Annotated in this window: 16 protein-coding genes; 11 read left to right on the plus strand and 5 right to left on the minus strand. The window is 65.6% G+C overall.

Annotation, left to right across the window (positions count from 1 at the left end; all coding sequences use genetic code 11):
* Window positions 1-11 precede the first annotated feature (11 nt).
* Complete coding sequence (locus KF785_14785) at window positions 12-1199, minus strand: DUF3500 domain-containing protein (GenBank protein ID MBX3148028.1); 1188 nt, start codon at window positions 1197-1199, stop codon at window positions 12-14.
* A 176-nt stretch (window positions 1200-1375) separates the two neighbouring features.
* On the opposite strand from KF785_14785, the gene KF785_14790 reads away from it, so the two are divergent.
* Window positions 1376-2350: an aldo/keto reductase gene (locus KF785_14790; protein MBX3148029.1), complete on the plus strand. Its 975-nt coding sequence runs from the start codon at window positions 1376-1378 to the stop codon at window positions 2348-2350.
* Window positions 2351-2445: 95 nt separating this feature from the next.
* Window positions 2446-3354 (plus strand): serine hydrolase, encoded by a 909-nt coding sequence (locus KF785_14795; protein MBX3148030.1) that lies wholly within the window; start codon window positions 2446-2448, stop codon window positions 3352-3354.
* Between the two features lie 83 nt (window positions 3355-3437).
* On the opposite strand, the gene KF785_14800 is transcribed toward KF785_14795, so the two are convergent.
* The 3 genes from KF785_14800 to KF785_14810 are packed head-to-tail and all read right to left on the minus strand — an operon-like array spanning window position 3438 to window position 4681.
* Window positions 3438-3896 (minus strand): hypothetical protein, encoded by a 459-nt coding sequence (locus tag KF785_14800; protein MBX3148031.1) that lies wholly within the window; start codon window positions 3894-3896, stop codon window positions 3438-3440.
* 3 nt (window positions 3897-3899) lie between these two features.
* Window positions 3900-4343, minus strand: a complete 444-nt coding sequence (locus KF785_14805; protein ID MBX3148032.1) for a cbb3-type cytochrome c oxidase subunit I — start codon at window positions 4341-4343, stop codon at window positions 3900-3902.
* Complete coding sequence (locus KF785_14810; protein ID MBX3148033.1) at window positions 4343-4681, minus strand: hypothetical protein; 339 nt, start codon at window positions 4679-4681, stop codon at window positions 4343-4345. The genes KF785_14805 and KF785_14810 overlap by 1 nt, the downstream gene beginning before the upstream one ends.
* 99 nt (window positions 4682-4780) lie before the next feature.
* Between KF785_14810 and KF785_14815 the strand changes: the two genes are divergently transcribed.
* From KF785_14815 to KF785_14840, 6 genes are all read left to right on the plus strand, one after another.
* Window positions 4781-5479, plus strand: coding sequence for a Crp/Fnr family transcriptional regulator (locus KF785_14815; protein MBX3148034.1), 699 nt, complete (start codon window positions 4781-4783; stop codon window positions 5477-5479).
* Between the two features lie 42 nt (window positions 5480-5521).
* Complete coding sequence (locus KF785_14820) at window positions 5522-6064, plus strand: DUF2249 domain-containing protein (protein ID MBX3148035.1); 543 nt, start codon at window positions 5522-5524, stop codon at window positions 6062-6064.
* Between the two features lie 219 nt (window positions 6065-6283).
* On the plus strand, window positions 6284-8329 hold the full coding sequence (locus tag KF785_14825; protein MBX3148036.1) for a patatin-like phospholipase family protein: 2046 nt from the start codon (window positions 6284-6286) through the stop codon (window positions 8327-8329).
* On the plus strand, window positions 8329-8535 hold the full coding sequence (locus KF785_14830; GenBank protein MBX3148037.1) for a hypothetical protein: 207 nt from the start codon (window positions 8329-8331) through the stop codon (window positions 8533-8535). The genes KF785_14825 and KF785_14830 overlap by 1 nt, the downstream gene beginning before the upstream one ends.
* Before the next feature lie 72 nt (window positions 8536-8607).
* On the plus strand, window positions 8608-10137 hold the full coding sequence (locus KF785_14835; protein MBX3148038.1) for a hypothetical protein: 1530 nt from the start codon (window positions 8608-8610) through the stop codon (window positions 10135-10137).
* A gap of 82 nt (window positions 10138-10219) precedes the next feature.
* On the plus strand, window positions 10220-10471 hold the full coding sequence (locus KF785_14840; GenBank protein MBX3148039.1) for a hypothetical protein: 252 nt from the start codon (window positions 10220-10222) through the stop codon (window positions 10469-10471).
* Between the two features lie 43 nt (window positions 10472-10514).
* On the opposite strand, the gene KF785_14845 is transcribed toward KF785_14840, so the two are convergent.
* Window positions 10515-11798: an HlyC/CorC family transporter gene (locus KF785_14845; protein MBX3148040.1), complete on the minus strand. Its 1284-nt coding sequence runs from the start codon at window positions 11796-11798 to the stop codon at window positions 10515-10517.
* Between the two features lie 335 nt (window positions 11799-12133).
* Between KF785_14845 and KF785_14850 the strand changes: the two genes are divergently transcribed.
* The 3 genes from KF785_14850 (at window position 12134) to KF785_14860 (ending at window position 15474) form a co-directional block, all read left to right on the plus strand.
* Window positions 12134-12733: a nitroreductase gene (locus tag KF785_14850; protein MBX3148041.1), complete on the plus strand. Its 600-nt coding sequence runs from the start codon at window positions 12134-12136 to the stop codon at window positions 12731-12733.
* 25 nt (window positions 12734-12758) lie between these two features.
* Complete coding sequence (locus KF785_14855) at window positions 12759-14267, plus strand: serine hydrolase (GenBank protein MBX3148042.1); 1509 nt, start codon at window positions 12759-12761, stop codon at window positions 14265-14267.
* A gap of 217 nt (window positions 14268-14484) precedes the next feature.
* Complete coding sequence (locus tag KF785_14860) at window positions 14485-15474, plus strand: ATP-grasp domain-containing protein (protein MBX3148043.1); 990 nt, start codon at window positions 14485-14487, stop codon at window positions 15472-15474.
* Window positions 15475-15476 lie beyond the last annotated feature (2 nt).

The following is a 15476-nucleotide window of genomic DNA, read 5'->3' on the forward strand; positions in this document are numbered from 1 at the left end:
GTGTCGCGTGATCAGTGCGGATGCGTGTGCCGGCGATGGTGTTCTCGGAGCAGGTCCTTGCCGTAGTCGTTGCCATTCGGGGTTCGGACCACGGCATGAATGTGGTGGCGGGTTGGCCCGGTTCCGTGCTCTCGCAGCGCAATCGGGCGCTGATGGTCGAACTCGATCAGAATGACGGGGCTGTGGATTCGGTAGTAGAAGACGGCGTCGGGCTCGGTCGGCCCGATCCAGGCGAAATGGGTCCGGTCGAGGTGCGCCTCGACCTCGGCCATGCGCACCCGGGCGTGACCTTCCCGCATGTTGCCGACGTAGAGGCCGATCAGGTCCAGCAGCTGACGCCGCTGGCTGGGCGAAAACGAACGAGCCGACACACCGGCGTAGTCGAGCACGACGTTGTCACGAAAAGCCTCGGTCAGCGTGTTGACGCCTGCCTTGGCGCTGTCGATGATCGCCGCCTTGCGTTGACCGGGCATCAGGGCATTGACCAGGGCCAGGCCGGCGTCCTGCTCCTGCTGCAGGATCGAGACGCCCTGGTACTTGCCTGACGTCGCCGTGACAGGCTCGGAGCCGACGAACATCGGGGTCATCACCACCTGGTCGCCCAGGACGAAGTAGTTGATGATCAGGTGATGCCCGTCGAGCTGCCAGCCCCAGGGTTCGGTTTCCGAGGGCTCGCCCATGATGGTGATCCAGTAGAGCCACTCGCCGTACTCCTCGAAGTTGCCCGTCAGCTCCGCCAGCGTGTGATTGAGTCGCATGATGTCGCGGCTCAATCGCAGGCCCTTGGCGCTCAGCGAGGCGCCCAGCATGGCAAAGGCCGCCTCACGCTGGGCCTCGCTCATCTCCCTGAAGCCAACGCCCTGGCGAACGTAGAAATGCTGGTTCATCCATTTACGCCACTCGGGGTCGTCGTCGGCAAAGAGCGTCTTGGCTTGCTGAATCGGGGTCAGAGACTTGATGAAGGTGCGTGCGGCCTCCACGGCAGGAGCTGTGGAGACACCGGTCGATCGAATTGGAAAGAGGCCAGTGAGCGGGGTGCCGTCGGTAGTGATGCCCTTGAACGGCTCGGCGAGGCCGCGGGCTTCCGCCTCGCGGGACAGCCGCGCTGCGCGGGCCGCGGTACTCTCCTGCTGCGCTCCGAGCTCTGGTACTCCGACTGTTACGAGCAGACTCACAACGGTGACGGCCAGCAAGCGCATGGATCCGTGCTCCGAGGCAGGTGCCTGAATCTAGCCGGTCCGAAGGCCAAGGCCAGCGGCTGGCCCTGGCCAGGGCCGAGGGCACCTGCCGCCTCAACGTTTCGTGGGGGCAGGACGTAGTGCTTTTATGTGTCCAACTTCGCGTCGCCACCCCACGCTCGAGAGGTAGCCGGTCTATGTCGTTCCAATCAAATCCCTCCCGTCGAGACGTCGTCAAGTTCGGGCTGCTCACAGGTGTCGGCCTGGTGGCCGGGACCAGCAGGGGCCTCTGGGCCGAAGAGCTGGCGCGTCTGGAGCAGCTCCCGCTCATCACCAAGGCGATCCCGTCCTCGGGCGTCAAGATCCCGGTCGTGGGTATCGGCACCAACCAGTACAACTTGGCCGCCGATCAGCGCGACTCGCTGCGTGATACCATGAAGCGGTTCGTCGAGTTGGGCGGGTCGGTCTACGACACGGCAACCGGCTATGCGAGGGGCGAGTCCGAGGCGGTTCTGGGCGAGCTGTCGAGCGAGCTCAAGCTGCGTGACAAGCTCTTCTTCGTCACCAAGGTGGTGGCTCCGGAAAACAATATCGAAACCGGGCGGGCGGGTTTTGCCACCTCGCTCGAGCGCCTCAAGACCAACGTGCTCGATGGCCTGCTGGTCCACAACCTGGCCGGCACCGACGTGCTCATGCCGGCCTTCCAGGAGTGGAAACAGCAGGGTAAGATCCGTCACCTGGGCATCTCGACCTCCAGCGAACGGCAGTATGACGCGCTGGCTGCGGAGCTGACCAGGCACAAGCTCGACATCGTCCAGATCGATTACTCGCTCGGCAACCGGGGCGCCGCCGACCGCCTGCTGCCCCTGGCCATGGACCGCGGGGCGGCGGTGATGATCAACCTTCCGTTCGGCGGCCGGCGGGGCGCCAGCGTCAACTTCCCGAAGCTGGCCAGCGTGCCGTTGCCGGGGTATGCCGCCGATTTCGACATCAAGACCTGGCCGCAGTTCTTTCTCAAGTACGTGGTGTCGCACCCGGCTGTGACGATTGCGATTCCGGGCACCCGTCGGGTCTCGTACGTCGAGGACAACATGGGGGCGGCACGCGGCAGGCTGCCCGATGCGGCGGCGCGGAAAAAGATGGAAGAGACGTTCGACGCGCTTCCGGCCTGATTCGACTGCAGTAACTTTGAACGGTCCCGCGCCGGCTGGTGCGGGACCGTCTCTTTTGGGTTGCACTCCATCACCCATGCCATTCCGGGGTCATCGTGACAGGTATCGCGCGCATTTTCCGATCGGGGCTGCTCCTGGCCGGCCTCCAACTCGCTGCGTCCACGTCGGCGGCGGCGCAGGCCAAACCCGATGTACTCTGGAAGAATCTGGAGGCAACCGTTCAGCGCGCTGCCGCCGGCTTCGATGGGGTGCTCGCGGTGACGATTCAGGACCTGACGGATGGCCGCACCGTGCGGATCCGCGGCGATGAGGTGATGCCGACCGCCAGTATGATCAAGATTGCGGTGCTGGTCGAGCTCTACCGGCAGCGACGCATGGCGGAGCTCTACACCCTCGACACCACCGACCTGGTGTCGGGCAGCGCCATCATGAGTCGCTACACTCATGGCGTGACACGACTGACGCTTCGGGATGTGGCAACCGCGATGATCGGGGAGAGTGACAACGGCGCCACCAATATCCTGATCGACAAGCTGGGCATGGATCGGATCAACGCCATGCTGGCCGGCCTGGGGTACAGCAAGACCCGGCTCGAGCGGAAGATGATCGATCTGGAGGCCGCGCTGGCAGGGAAGGAGAACATCGCATCGACGGACGAAACCGTTGCGATGCTGGCCGCGGCGCATCAGGGCAAGCTCTTCTCGGCTGATCTCACCGCTGATTTCTTCCGCGTGCTTGCGACGCCCAAACGCAGTCGGCTCATGTCCCGTCTGCCCGCGGGCGCCCGCGGCGCGACGAAGACAGGCACTCTCGATGCCGTCGTCACCGAGGCTGGCGTGCTCTACCCGCCCGGGCGCCCCTTCGCGATTGCCGTGATGACGACGTACGTGCACGATGTCCCTGGGGCCGAGCAGTTGATCGGCGAGATCTCGCTCGCAGCCTGGAACCACTTTGCCCGACTGGGCAAGGGCTCGGCGTACGGTCGGGGTCTGCCGGTTCGCTGAACGGTTCCTCAGGTATGTACCGGACGCCGCCTGGTCGACGCTGTCGGCCGGGCGGCGTCGTCGTTACGGCCTGGCCACGGGGGCTAGCTGCTTGGTGCGCGTGCGTCCTCTGGGGCCGACCGAACTGCTGCCGGACGGATCCGGTGGCGAAGCGCGAGCAGGCCGCAGACCAGTCCGAGCGCCTGGGCAATGCCGCCCGCGACGATCGCTCCGCGGAGCCAGTCGGGCCCGTCGGCCCGATGAAACTCCGCGGCAGCGCGAACGGCTGTGCCGAGCGTGATTGCCCACCAAGCTAATTCGCCCGCCACCTCACGACGCGGTCGTTGAGACCTTGGAGGCCGTGGGAAGAGCCAGAGGGCGGTGCCGAGGATGGTCTGGAGCACCGCGCCGACGAGTATCAGGTGGGCGTGGACGCTGACCTGATGGCGTGCGGGCCACTGGCCCAGGAGTTCTCGGGCAAGCAGGAGCCAGAGACCGATGCCGATGCCCGCGGCCATGAACAGAGCGGCCGAAACCAGGAACCGCCGTGACAGTTCGGACACGGACTACCCGGCAGCTCGGGTCGGCGCCCTGGCGAGTTGGCTGAAGGGCAGGGCGGCCCGATCGAGGGTGCGCCAGAGGTTCCAGACGAAGGCGTATGCCCCGACGGCTGAACCGATGCCACCCAGGGCGAGGAACCAGGTGGCCATGGGAGCCGCACGCGCGCGAAGAGCAAACCCGGTCACCAGCAGAGCCAGCCCGACGTTGGCGAGATACACATGGGCCATGGCCAGACGCGGCGCGTGGAGCGGCGTTGCGGCAAAGCGCGGCAGGACGTGGTACGCTACCCCGGCAATCATCATGAACACGAAGCCCAGGAGCAGCATGTGCAGGTGGACCGGCCGGTAGACCTGCCAGGCTGGTCGCAGCGCCATGGCGGCGCCGAGGGTGACGCCCAGAAGGAGCCAGACCAGCGCGCTGCGCAGAAAGCGCATGACATACGGATCCATCAGCACATCCGGCAGCAGGAGGGAGCGATCGTCACCGTGAGTTCGAGCCCATCATCGTCCGCCTCGACGGCGTGAGGCGTCTGCGGCTCGAGCTGAACCACCACGCCTGCCGTCAGTCGGCGGAGTTCGGACTCCCCGAGCCGGAGCGTGCCGGAACCGCTGTCGGTTGCAATCACGACCCGCTCCGGGTTCTGGTGCAACGGGAGCGCTTGGCGGGCTTGGAACAGGAGCCGGAAGGTGCGGCCGTCAGGTGTGGTGACAAGATCGACCACGGCGGGGCGGTCCGGCGAGCGCGCCGCGGGCAGGTCACAGGTCTTGGACGCGAGTGGATCCGTCATGGCAGTCCTCGAGAAATAGGTACCTGGATAATGGGCCGCTCGCCGGTGAGAGCGGTGTGACGCTTGTCACAGGGAATCCGGCTGCGTTTGTTTTCGGGTATGACAGCCCTGCTCGAGGCCTTGCGCGAGGCGTCCTTTCTTTCCGGCCTTTCCGAGCCAGCGCTGGAACGGTTGGCGGCCCGCTGTGTGCCACGAACCGTCGGCGCCGGTTTTTCGCTCTTCCGCGCTGGCGAGCCGTGCAGCGGCGTGTACATCGTCCTCGAAGGCCAAGTCCGGGTCTATCGGACCGCGCCCGACGGCAGGGAACAGACCCTCACGGTCGAGGGGCCGGGGCGCCCGGTGGCCGAGTTACCCTTGTTTGACGGCGGGCCGTATCCCGCCAGCGGGATAACGGTGGTAGCCTCGCAGCTTGCCTTTCTTCCGCGGGCGGAGTTCGAGTATGCCTTCCGGCACGATCCGGAGGTGGCGGCTGCCGTGGTTGCTGCGCTGGGGCGTCGCCTCCGGCACCTGGTGCAATTGGTCGAAACCATTGCCTTTCGCGATGTCGCGGCCCGACTGGCAATGCATCTCGCTGACTACGCCAGCCGCGATGGTCATCTCGATGGCCCCGATGTCGTCCTCGATCTGCCGCGAACCCAGGAAGAGCTGGCGACGGAAATCGGGACGGCACGCGAGTCCGTCTCACGCGCCATCAAGCAGCTCAAAAAGGTTGGACTGGTTCGTGACCTGTCAGGAACGGTTTGGCGTCTGTCACCGGTCGGCCAGTTGCGGGACTGGGCCAGGGGTGGGGCCTCGTGACACTCCGGAGCGAGGGACGCGCTGTTCGCCCAGGTTGGTGGCATGACTGACGAGTCCGGTGACCCGCTGCCCGGCCTCGATCCCGAGTCTATCGTCGATCTCGACGTTCGGGGTGACCTTGCCGAGGGCAACCCGCCGCTCGGTCGTGTGCTCCGCGCGGCGGCGGCGCTGGCACCGCACCAGGTGCTCCATCTGCGATCGCCCTTCCGACCGGAGCGCTTGCTGGGCCGGCTCGCTCGAGAGGGCTATGCCTGGCACACGGAACGTTTCAGCGAGGGCGACTGGTCGACCTGGTTCTGGCGCAGGGAGGGTTTGTCGGTCCCGGGCGCGAGGACGAGCGATGACGCCGCGGCCGCCGTCTCGGATCTGGTGCCGGAGGGAGTAATGGATCTGCGATTACTGCCGCCGCCGGAGCCGATCCTTCGCGTGCTCGAACGGATCGAGGTCGATCCCGGGCCGTTCGATATCCTGGTTCCATTCTACCCCGAGCCGCTGGTGCGAATCCTCGAGCCGACGGGCCGCCGAATTGTCCTGGTTCAGCATCGACCGGACGGCGTGCAGGTGCGGATCGAACCGGCGTCCTGACGGGCCGATTCGGCCTCGTTCCGCTTGCAGCGGCGGGACCAGGAGGGCATCATTGATGATGCCTTCCTCAGTCATGGAGTCGCCTGAATCACAACCGGCCGGTCGGTCAGTCTCGACCAGACCGGCGCAGGGTCAATTCGCCTGGTGCGGATCACCGGCACCCTCTTCATGGTCGACGCCGTTTGCATCGGTTATCAGCGATGCTGCCAGTCTGAGACCGTGATTCGACTCATCCTCCTCGGCTTGATGCTGGCCGGACCGTCGTGGCTCGGCGCGCAGGAGCGCACCTGCCGACCAGCGCGGACGGCGCTCGTGTTGAGCGGCGGGGGCGCCAAGGGGATTGCCCACATCGGGGTGCTCGAGGCGCTCGATCGCATCGGCTATCGCCCGGATCTGATCGTCGGAACCAGCATCGGCGCCATCGTCGGCGGCCTCTATGCCAGCGGCTACTCGGCGCGTCAGATCGACTCGCTGACCCGGGCCCTGCCGCTCGCGGACATCGTCCGTCCGTTCCGGGTCACGGCGCCCGATGCCTGGGACGATCGCCTCCCGCTCGTGTTCATGATTCGCGGTCGCAATGGATTCGAGTTTCAGACTGGTGTGGTCGACGAGAGTCGGCCTAACGCTCGGCTCAATGCGGCACTGCTGCGCGGCAACCTGACGGCCCGGGGCGACTTCGATCGGCTGCCGATTCCGTTCCGTGCCATTGCCACCGACCTGCGAACCCGCCAGCCGGTGGTCATCCGGGATGGCGACCTCGCCCGGGCGGTCCGTGCCAGCAGTGCGGTGCCTCTCGTCTTTCCGCCCGTCGTGCGCGATGGTGCGGTCCTCGTCGATGGCGGGCTGTCGGCCAATATCCCGATTGCCCAGGCACGGGAGGCCGGGGCGGACCGCGTCATCGTGGTCGACGTGACCGCGCGCCTCTCGTCGGATCTCGATCCGGAGTCGCCGTTCGGGCTGGCCGAGCAGTTGATCGGGTTTCTCTTCAATCAGGAGGAGGCTCCGCTCGGTCCCGACGACATCTATGTTCGGCCGGCGGTGCAGGGCTATCGGTCGCTCGACTTCTCGCCGGAGACGATCGACGAGATCCTGACGCATGGACGGCGTGCGGCGGACACGACGATCATGCGGGGGCAATGTCTGGCCCGATCCGAGCCGATGGGTTCGGCGGCGTCGCCATCGGTACTGAGCGGATGGAGCGTCGCGAGCGGCATCGCCGCCGACGGCATTCTGCTGAGGCGGATACTGCCGCTGGATGCGTCTCGCAAGCTCGATGTCGAGCGGCTTCGCGCCGGCCTGCTTGGGCTGGCCGAAATCGAATCGTTTCGGGGGGCGTGGCTCAATCCGACCGGTCGGGGCGACAGCGTTCATCTGCACCTCGAGCCGATGCCGGTACCGCGCACCGTCGGCGGCGGCGGAGTCGCCTACGATCACGAATGGGGCGGCAAGATCTGGGTCGGCCTGTTCGATCGCCGCCTGGCGGGAAGCACACTCGAGGGCAGTGCGCTTGCCTCGCTTGGTAAGTATCAGCAGGAACTGTTCGGCTCCGTGTTCTGGCATGCCAGGGGAGGGTGGTCATCGGTGGCTCCGCACCTCACGCTCCGGGCCCGGTCCGATGACATTCGGCGGTTTTCGGCGGACGGTACCGAGTTGCCGCACCTGGTCGCCCGGGATGCCCGACTCACAGCTGGCGTGGAACTCCGACCCGCGCCCGGCTGGCGAGTCGCGGTCGGCGGCGACGCCCTGACCTGGGGATCCGACTCGACCCGTGGTAATGCGGCCATCGGCGGGTCGCTGCGCGTGTCACGAGCCGGGCCGCGGGGCGTCATGCTGACTGGCGACGCCCTCGTGATGGACGCCTTTCAGCGAGTGCGAGCGACGGCGTCCTGGCCGGTCGTGCGCAGGCGGTGGCGAGTGGCGCCATCTGCGCGGGTAGGCCTCGGGTCGTCGGGGCTTCCGGTGCAGCTGACCTTTCCGCTTGGTGGCAACGACGGCTTTCCCGGCGTGCATCACGGCGAGTGGCGGGGTACCCGGGAACTGATGGCGTCGCTCCAGGCTGGAGTGGCAGTGGTGCGTCCGCTCGAGGTTCGGCTCCAGTTCGCGGCGGGCCGGGCCTGGTCACCCGGTCTCGCGCGGGTCGACGGGCTGTACGGCGCCCGGGTCGGCCTCGGGGCCGAGACGCCTGCAGGGCCGATCGAGGTGGGCTATGGGGTCACGACCTCGGGCCGCGAAGCGCTCTACGTCAGGATAGGGAGGTGGTTCTGATGGCCGGACTGATCGGGCTGCTGGCCGCCGTCGCTCTCGTGATCTGGTTCGTGAGCCGGCCGAAGCGCGCGGCGGACCCGTCGCCCGTTGCCGATCGAGAGGAACTCGAGGCGGCCGAACGTGAGCTGGCCGATGATGGCAACCCACGGGTCTTCGACGGGCAGGACGACGAGGACGATTGGGGTCCAGGAGCGCCGTCTCGATGATGTTGCCCCGGCAGGAGGCTCCGGATAGAATGGGGCCGAACCGCTGAATCACTCCTTGACGAGATCCTGCTGATGCTTCGTACTCTGTTCCCACTGGCCCTGATCGGCCTCCCGTCGTCAACGCTTCTTGCGCAAGATACGGCCGCGCCTCCGGCTGCCGCCGCGGCTCGCGTAGCGGGCCGCGATGCCGCCGTCCGCTTCCCGGCAGATTCCGCAGTACGGCGGGACGGGGTCGTGACGATCAAGGGCCAGCGGGTCCCCTACCGCACCACGGTCGGGACCCAGCCCGTCTGGGACGAGAAGGGCGCCGTCGTTGCGGCCGTCTTCTACACCTACTACGAACGCAGTGATGTGGCCGATCGATCCACTCGACCGCTGGCCATCTCGTTCAACGGTGGTCCGGGGTCGGCCTCGGTCTGGATGCACGTCGCCTATACCGGACCCAAGCTGTTGCGGATCGATAGCGAAGGGCATCCGGTGCAGCCCTACGGCGTCGTCGACAACCCGCACTCGATTCTCGACGTGGCGGATATTGTCTATGTCGATCCGGTCAACACCGGTTTCTCTCGCATCGTGGGCGACGCCAAACGCGATCAGTTCTTCGGCGTCAATGAGGACATTGCCTACCTGGCGCGCTGGATCGATGCCTTCGTCGGTCGGCAGGGCCGCTGGACCAGCCCGAAGTATCTGATCGGCGAGAGCTATGGAACCAATCGCGTCTCCGGTCTGGCGCAGCGCCTGCAAAGCTCGCACTGGATGTATCTGAACGGAGTCGTGCTGGTCTCGCCCACGGTCCTGGGGGTTGACCGCGGCGGGCCGGTTGGTGCAGCCCTCAAGTTGCCGTACTATGCGGCGACCGCCTGGTATCACAAGGCGCTCCCTGCGGATTTGCAGGCTCGTGATCTCGATCAAGTCCTGCCTGAGGTCGAGCGCTTTACGGTTGACGAACTGATTCCCGGGATGGTCATGGGCGGCTCGCTCGAGGCGACCAAACGCGACGCGCTGATCAAGCGGTTTGCCCGGTACAGCGGCCTGTCGGAGGTCGTCGTGCGAGAGCACGCGCTGGCGGTGCCAACGTCCTTCTACTGGAAAGAATTGCTGCGCAGCAGCGGCTTCACGGTCGGACGGCTCGACTCGCGCTATCGCGGCTTCGACCGGGTCGATGCCGGCACGGCCCCGGACTTCGATCCAGCGCTCACCGCCTGGAACCATGCCTTTGCCCCGGCCATCAACCACTACCTGCGTGACGTGCTCGGCTGGAAAACCGATCTGCAGTACTGGCTCTTCGGGCCGGTCCACCCGTGGAATCGGGTGGGAGACGAGACCGGCGCCAACCTGCAGCAGGCGCTTGGTGCCAATCCCTATCTGCATCTGCTGGTGCAGTCGGGCTACTACGACGGGGGCACTCCGTACTTCGATGCCAAGTACACCATGTGGCACATGGATCCGAGCGGGCGCTTTCAGGATCGCATGAGCTTCAAAGGATACCGGTCCGGCCACATGATGTACCTGCGGCAGGAGGATCTTGCGACTTCGAACGAGGACATTCGCGCCTTCATTGCCAGAACGTTGCCGAAGGCGGGACAGCCCGCAAAGCGCTGACCTCTGATGCGGGTATATTGAAAGGCAGACGTTGCGCTCGGATATCGATCCGCCGCATCGGAGACCATGATGGAGACTGACCATGAGTGATGACGATCTGAAGGCTGAACTGGAACGCCTGCGGGCTGAGAATGCGTCCCTCAAGGAGCGAGACAAATCGAAGCGGGCTGTCTACCTCAAAGTGAGCGAGAAGGGGGGGCTCTCGCTCTATGGATTGGGCCGCTTTCCGGTCACACTCTACAAAGAGCAATGGAGCCGACTGCTCGACATGGCGGACGAGATTCGCACCTTCTTGCGGGACAACGACGCGACCCTCAAGAGCAAGGGCGATTGACTGATCGCGGCTCCCGGGTGAATCGGCCCGGGAGCCGCGAGCGTCAGCCGCCCACCCGGCTGGCGAGTACTTTGTCGATTCGCTTCTCGTCCATATCGACGATCTCGAAGGTCCAGTTGTCCCACTGCACTCGATCGCCCGTCGCACCGACTCGTCCCAGCAGCAGCATCATCATTCCGCTCACCGTGTGGTAACGTCCGGCGTCTTCTTCGGGGAGTTGCCTGATTCCCAACCGGTCTTTTAGTTCAGGAATCGGAATGGTTCCGTCGAGGAGCCAGGATCCGTCCTCGCGCTGCAATGCCCATGCGTCACCCCCGCCGGGGGTCGAGAGTTCGCCGGTCACGGCCTCGAGCAAGTCCTGCAGTGTCACCAGTCCTTTGATGCCACCGTACTCGTCCAGCACGAAGGCGGCCGACATGTGGTTGGTGCGGAAGCTCTCGAGCAGCTCGAGGCCGGTCAATGTCTCGGGGACGAAGGCAGGGGTCAGGAGCCCGGTCTGGATGTCCGGAGTTTCACCTTTGAGGGTCTGCGCCAGGATCTGCTTTGCCGTCACCACGCCAACCAGGTTGTCGAGGTCGCCGTCACAGACCGGGAAGCGGGAATGCACCGAGTCGGCGACGCGGGCCATATTCTCCGTGATGGGCGCCTTGGTGTCGAGGTAGACGATGTCGGCTCGTGGCACCATCAGCGACCCGAGTTTTCGATCGTCGAGGCGGAAGAGGTTGCGGACCATCTCATGTTCCTCACGCTCGATCACACCAGCCTCAGACCCTTCGGCGAGGAAGGCGTGAATCTCCTCCTCGGTGATCGACGCACTCGTGCTGTTCCGAACACCCATGAGGCGGAGGATCGTATTGGTCGAGAAGGAGAGCAGATGGACGAACGGCCTCGTGAGTTTGGCCAGGAGCAGCATCGGACGCGCGACCAGCCGTGCCACGCTCTCGGGGCTGAGCTGCCCCAGGCGCTTCGGCACCAGTTCGCCGATGACGATCGACACATAGGTGATTACGATCACGACCAGGCCGGTTGCCAGGATCGACGCGGCCGCCTCGTTCAGCCCAACCGAACTCAGCCATAACGCGAAAGGTCCTGCGAAGACCGCTTCGCCGACAATACCGTTCAGGATGCCGATCGAGGTTATGCCGATCTGGATGGTGGACAGAAAGCGGGTTGGGTCCTCCCCCAGCCGGAGCGCGACTTGGGCTGCGCCGTCGCCGGCGCCGGCGAGCTTGGTCAAGCGGGCCTTTCGAGCGGTCACGAGCGCGATCTCCGACATCGCGAACAGGCCGTTGAGCAGAATCAGGCCGACCAGCAGGGCTATGGCCATCGACGGTGGTTCCTCACAATGGTAAGGGAGGGAACGGCTTCTCGAGGGAACCTAGGTGCGCCCGGGTCTCCGAATCAACGGGATTCGGTGCCCCGGCTGCGCCGGAAGGTGCCAGCTTTCTCGAGATCGGAGTGTCTAAGCGATTGAGATGCAATGTGTTGACGCCTCCCCTCGCGTGGAACTCTGAGAGCCGCATCGCGCTTGGGTCCGGCGGCGCCGATCGGTCCGATCGGTCGGATTGGTCCCTGGGGAGCGTGACCGTTAGGTTTGCCTTCCGCGCGTTCGCCCGCGGTGCGGGCGCACCCGAGGTCTTCACACGAACATGGTAGAGCGCAATGGCTATCGATCCAGCCGACCTGCTTGCTCTGATGCGAGCCCGTCGCAGTCACAAAATGCCCTTCCTGAAGCCCGATCCCGTCGACGCCTCGCTGGTCGAGCAGGTGCTCGAGGCGGCCCGCTGGGCGCCGAGTCACGGCAAGACGGAACCATGGCACTTCACCGTCTATTCCGGCGAAGGCCGCCGCGGGCTCGGGGATGCCTTTGCTGAAGCATATCGGATCCAGGCCGAAGCCAAGGGGACCTACACTCAGGAGGCGTTCGAGACCAGTCGCGACAAGGTCTGGAAGGTGCCGGTGTGGATTGCCCTGACGCTCAAGCCCGGGGTCAAGCCTGACGGGTCGTTCGTGATGCCCGAATGGGAAGAACTCCTGGCGTTTGGCGGAGCGGTCCAGAACCTTCACCTGGCGGCGACGGCACTCGGTCTGTCGGGTCAGTGGTCGACTGGTGCGCAGGCCGTGCTGCCCCATGTCGCGGAGTTCGTTGGTGTGCCTGCGCCGTCTCGGCCCCTTGGATTCTTTCTGCTCGGCTATCCCGGCAACGTACCTCCGGATGTGGGCCGCCGTCCGCTCAGCGACAAGGTGACCTGGCGCAGCTGAAACACTGAGACGAGGGAGGGTGCTCATGCGGTGGCAGATCGGACTGGCGCTGGCGTTGACGTTGAGTTGGGTTGCCTCGCTTTCGGCGCAGCGATCGGCCGGATCGCGGCCGGCCGGGCCGTTCGCGGCGCTGGACCGGTACGTACCCGCGGCACTGGCAGCCTGGGACGTGCCGGGCGCCGCGATTGCGATCGTACGCAACGACTCGATCGTCTACATCAAGGGGTTTGGCGTCCGGGAACTCGGCCTGCCGGCGCCAGTCGATTCTGCCACACTGTTCGCCATCGGCTCCAACACCAAAGCGTTTACGGCCACTGCCGCTGCGATGCTGGTGACCGATGGCAGGATGGCCTGGGACACGCCGCTGACAGCCTACCTGCCGGGTTTTGCGGTTGCTGATCCCTATGCGACCCGGCAGATCACGCTGCGGGACGCCTTGGCGCACCGGACCGGTCTGGCTCGCTACGAGTCGGTCTGGTACGGCACCGGTTACTCGCGCGAAGACCTGCTGGCCCGCCTCCGTTACGCGGAGATGGAGGGTGGCCTGCGCAGCGGCTTCGGATACAACAACCTGGCGTACCTTGCCGCCGGTGCGGCTATCGGCGCGGCTGCGGGGAGCAGTTGGGACGCTGTCATCGCCGAGCGGATTCTCACACCACTCGGCATGGCGTCGACCAGTCCGGTCGGGGCTCCGCTGGAGCAGCCGGGCAATGTGGCGGCGCCGCACCAGCGCATCGGCCCCACCGTGCGCAAAGTCCCGGTGCGAAACATCGACAATGTTGCTCCGGCGGGCGCGATCGTCTCGAACGTGCTGGACATGGCGCAGTGGCTGCGCTTTCAGCTCGCCAATGGCAGCTATCGCGGCCAGCGGCTCGTGAGTGAGGATGCCCTGCGGGCCACCCGCTCCGCGCAGGTGGTGATGGGTGGCCCGGTGCCCGGTGAACCGTATCAGCCGTTGATCTCCGCGTACGGCCTCGGATGGGTGGTGTCGGAGTATGCCGGTCAGTCGCTCGTCTGGCACAACGGCGGGATCGATGGCTTCATGGCTGAGGTGCGTCTGCTGCCGGGCCAGAACGCCGGGTGGGTGCTGCTGACGAACAGCTATGGCACCAACCTGATGCCGGCAATTTCGTATCGGATTGCCGACCTCCTGCTCGGGCGTCCGGCCCGCGACTGGAGTGCGGAGATGCTGGCTGCGCAGAGAGCGAGGCCGGTTCGAGCGCCGCAGGAGGCAAACATGGTCACCGGCGCCGTGCCGCTCCTGCCGCTCGAGCGCTACGCCGGTCGATACACCGACCCGCTCTTCGGCGAGGTGACGGTGGAGCTGCGCGGCGACCGTTTGCGGCTCGGGTACGGGCCCAACTTCTCGGGGCCGCTCGATCACTCGCTGATCCACACCTTCCGGGTATCCTGGGAGGGCCAGACCGCCGTTACGCTGCCCGGGGCAAGCGTCACTTTCGGGGTGGATGCCGCGGCGAGGCCGATCGATGTCACGATCAGCGGGCTGACGACCTTTCGTCGGGTCCGGCCGTAGAGCTTGGAGCATGAGCGGCTCACCGTTGACCCTGGTGGGTCGGTCGCTTAGAGTCCCTGGATGCAGCTGGTTCACTCCGTGACCCCCGCAGTACCCCCTGTGTGCCTCTCCCGCCTCGTCGGGACGGGTCACCAGGACTGTTGTTGTTGCCGCTAAAGACGTCCCAGGCGTCGTCCGAAGTTCGTCGTTCGTCAATTCAATAATCGAGGCAGGTCTTATGTCGTTTCCATCGGGGACACTTCCCGTTGCGGTGTACTATGAGCACCCGGACTGGTTCAAGCCGCTTTTTGCCGAGCTCGATCGGCGCGGGATTCCCTGGGTTGCCCTGGATGCTGCGGCGCACGAGTACGATCCGGCCGACCTGACGCGCCACTATTCGCTGGTCGTCAACCGCAACAGCCCGTCGGCCTATCTCCGGGCCCATGGTCAGGCCACGTTCCATACTCTCAACTGGCTTCGTCACGTCGAGCGTACTGGCACTCCGGTCGTCAACGGCTCGGCGGTCTATGGGCTCGAGATCTCGAAAGCGTTCCAGGTCGAGGTCCTTTCCGAGCTCGGCCTGCCGGTGCCGCGTGCACTCGTCATCAATCATGCCTCCCGGGCAGCCTCGGCAGCACAACGGTTGCGGTATCCGGTGGTCGTCAAGGCCAATATCGGCGGCAGCGGCGCGGGAATCGTCCGTTTCGATTCCGAAGCCCAATTGACCGAGGCCGTCGCGGCCGGCCGGATCGATCTCGGTGTCGATGGGACTGCCCTGGTTCAGGAACTGGCTCCACTGTCCGGGGGGCGGATTACCAGAGTCGAGGTCCTCGACGGCAAGTTCCTCTATGCCATCAACGTCTATCCGACTGGAGAGTCGTTCAACCTCTGCCCGGCCGACATCTGCCAGACGACGGAAGGGCGGGCGCTGGATCGCACCTTCTGCGCAGCAGACGCACCCAGGACCGGGATGCGGGTCGAGCGGGCGGATCCTCCCGCTCACATCATCGCGCAGGTCGAGAGGATCGCCCGTCATGTGCATCTCGATATCGGCGGCATCGAGTATCTGGTCGATGAGCGCGACGGTGAGCACTACTTCTACGATATCAATGCACTGTCGAATTTCGTTGCCGACGCCCCGAACGTGATCGGGTTCGACCCGTTTGCCCGCTTCGTGGATTATCTCGAAGTGCGAGCGGGTCTGGTCGCACGGGCTCTGGGTGCCTGACG

This window comes from Gemmatimonadales bacterium, assembly GCA_019637315.1.
Taxonomy (GTDB): domain Bacteria; phylum Gemmatimonadota; class Gemmatimonadetes; order Gemmatimonadales; family GWC2-71-9; genus SHZU01.

Excerpts from the sequence above, each read along its gene's own strand:
- KF785_14805 (MBX3148032.1), bottom strand. The coding sequence starts at position 4,343 with ATGGATCCGTATGTCATGCGCTTTCTGCGCAGCGCGCTGGTCTGGCTC.
- KF785_14855 (MBX3148042.1), top strand. The coding sequence starts at position 12,759 with ATGCGGTGGCAGATCGGACTGGCGCTGGCGTTGACGTTGAGTTGGGTT.
- KF785_14830 (MBX3148037.1), top strand. The coding sequence starts at position 8,329 with ATGGCCGGACTGATCGGGCTGCTGGCCGCCGTCGCTCTCGTGATCTGG.
- KF785_14845 (MBX3148040.1), bottom strand. The coding sequence starts at position 11,798 with ATGGCCATAGCCCTGCTGGTCGGCCTGATTCTGCTCAACGGCCTGTTC.
- KF785_14815 (MBX3148034.1), top strand. The coding sequence starts at position 4,781 with ATGACAGCCCTGCTCGAGGCCTTGCGCGAGGCGTCCTTTCTTTCCGGC.
- KF785_14810 (MBX3148033.1), bottom strand. The coding sequence starts at position 4,681 with ATGACGGATCCACTCGCGTCCAAGACCTGTGACCTGCCCGCGGCGCGC.
- KF785_14790 (MBX3148029.1), top strand. The coding sequence starts at position 1,376 with ATGTCGTTCCAATCAAATCCCTCCCGTCGAGACGTCGTCAAGTTCGGG.
- KF785_14860 (MBX3148043.1), top strand. The coding sequence starts at position 14,485 with ATGTCGTTTCCATCGGGGACACTTCCCGTTGCGGTGTACTATGAGCAC.
- KF785_14850 (MBX3148041.1), top strand. The coding sequence starts at position 12,134 with ATGGCTATCGATCCAGCCGACCTGCTTGCTCTGATGCGAGCCCGTCGC.
- KF785_14840 (MBX3148039.1), top strand. The coding sequence starts at position 10,220 with ATGAGTGATGACGATCTGAAGGCTGAACTGGAACGCCTGCGGGCTGAG.
- KF785_14820 (MBX3148035.1), top strand. The coding sequence starts at position 5,522 with ATGACTGACGAGTCCGGTGACCCGCTGCCCGGCCTCGATCCCGAGTCT.
- KF785_14785 (MBX3148028.1), bottom strand. The coding sequence starts at position 1,199 with ATGCGCTTGCTGGCCGTCACCGTTGTGAGTCTGCTCGTAACAGTCGGA.
- KF785_14835 (MBX3148038.1), top strand. The coding sequence starts at position 8,608 with ATGCTTCGTACTCTGTTCCCACTGGCCCTGATCGGCCTCCCGTCGTCA.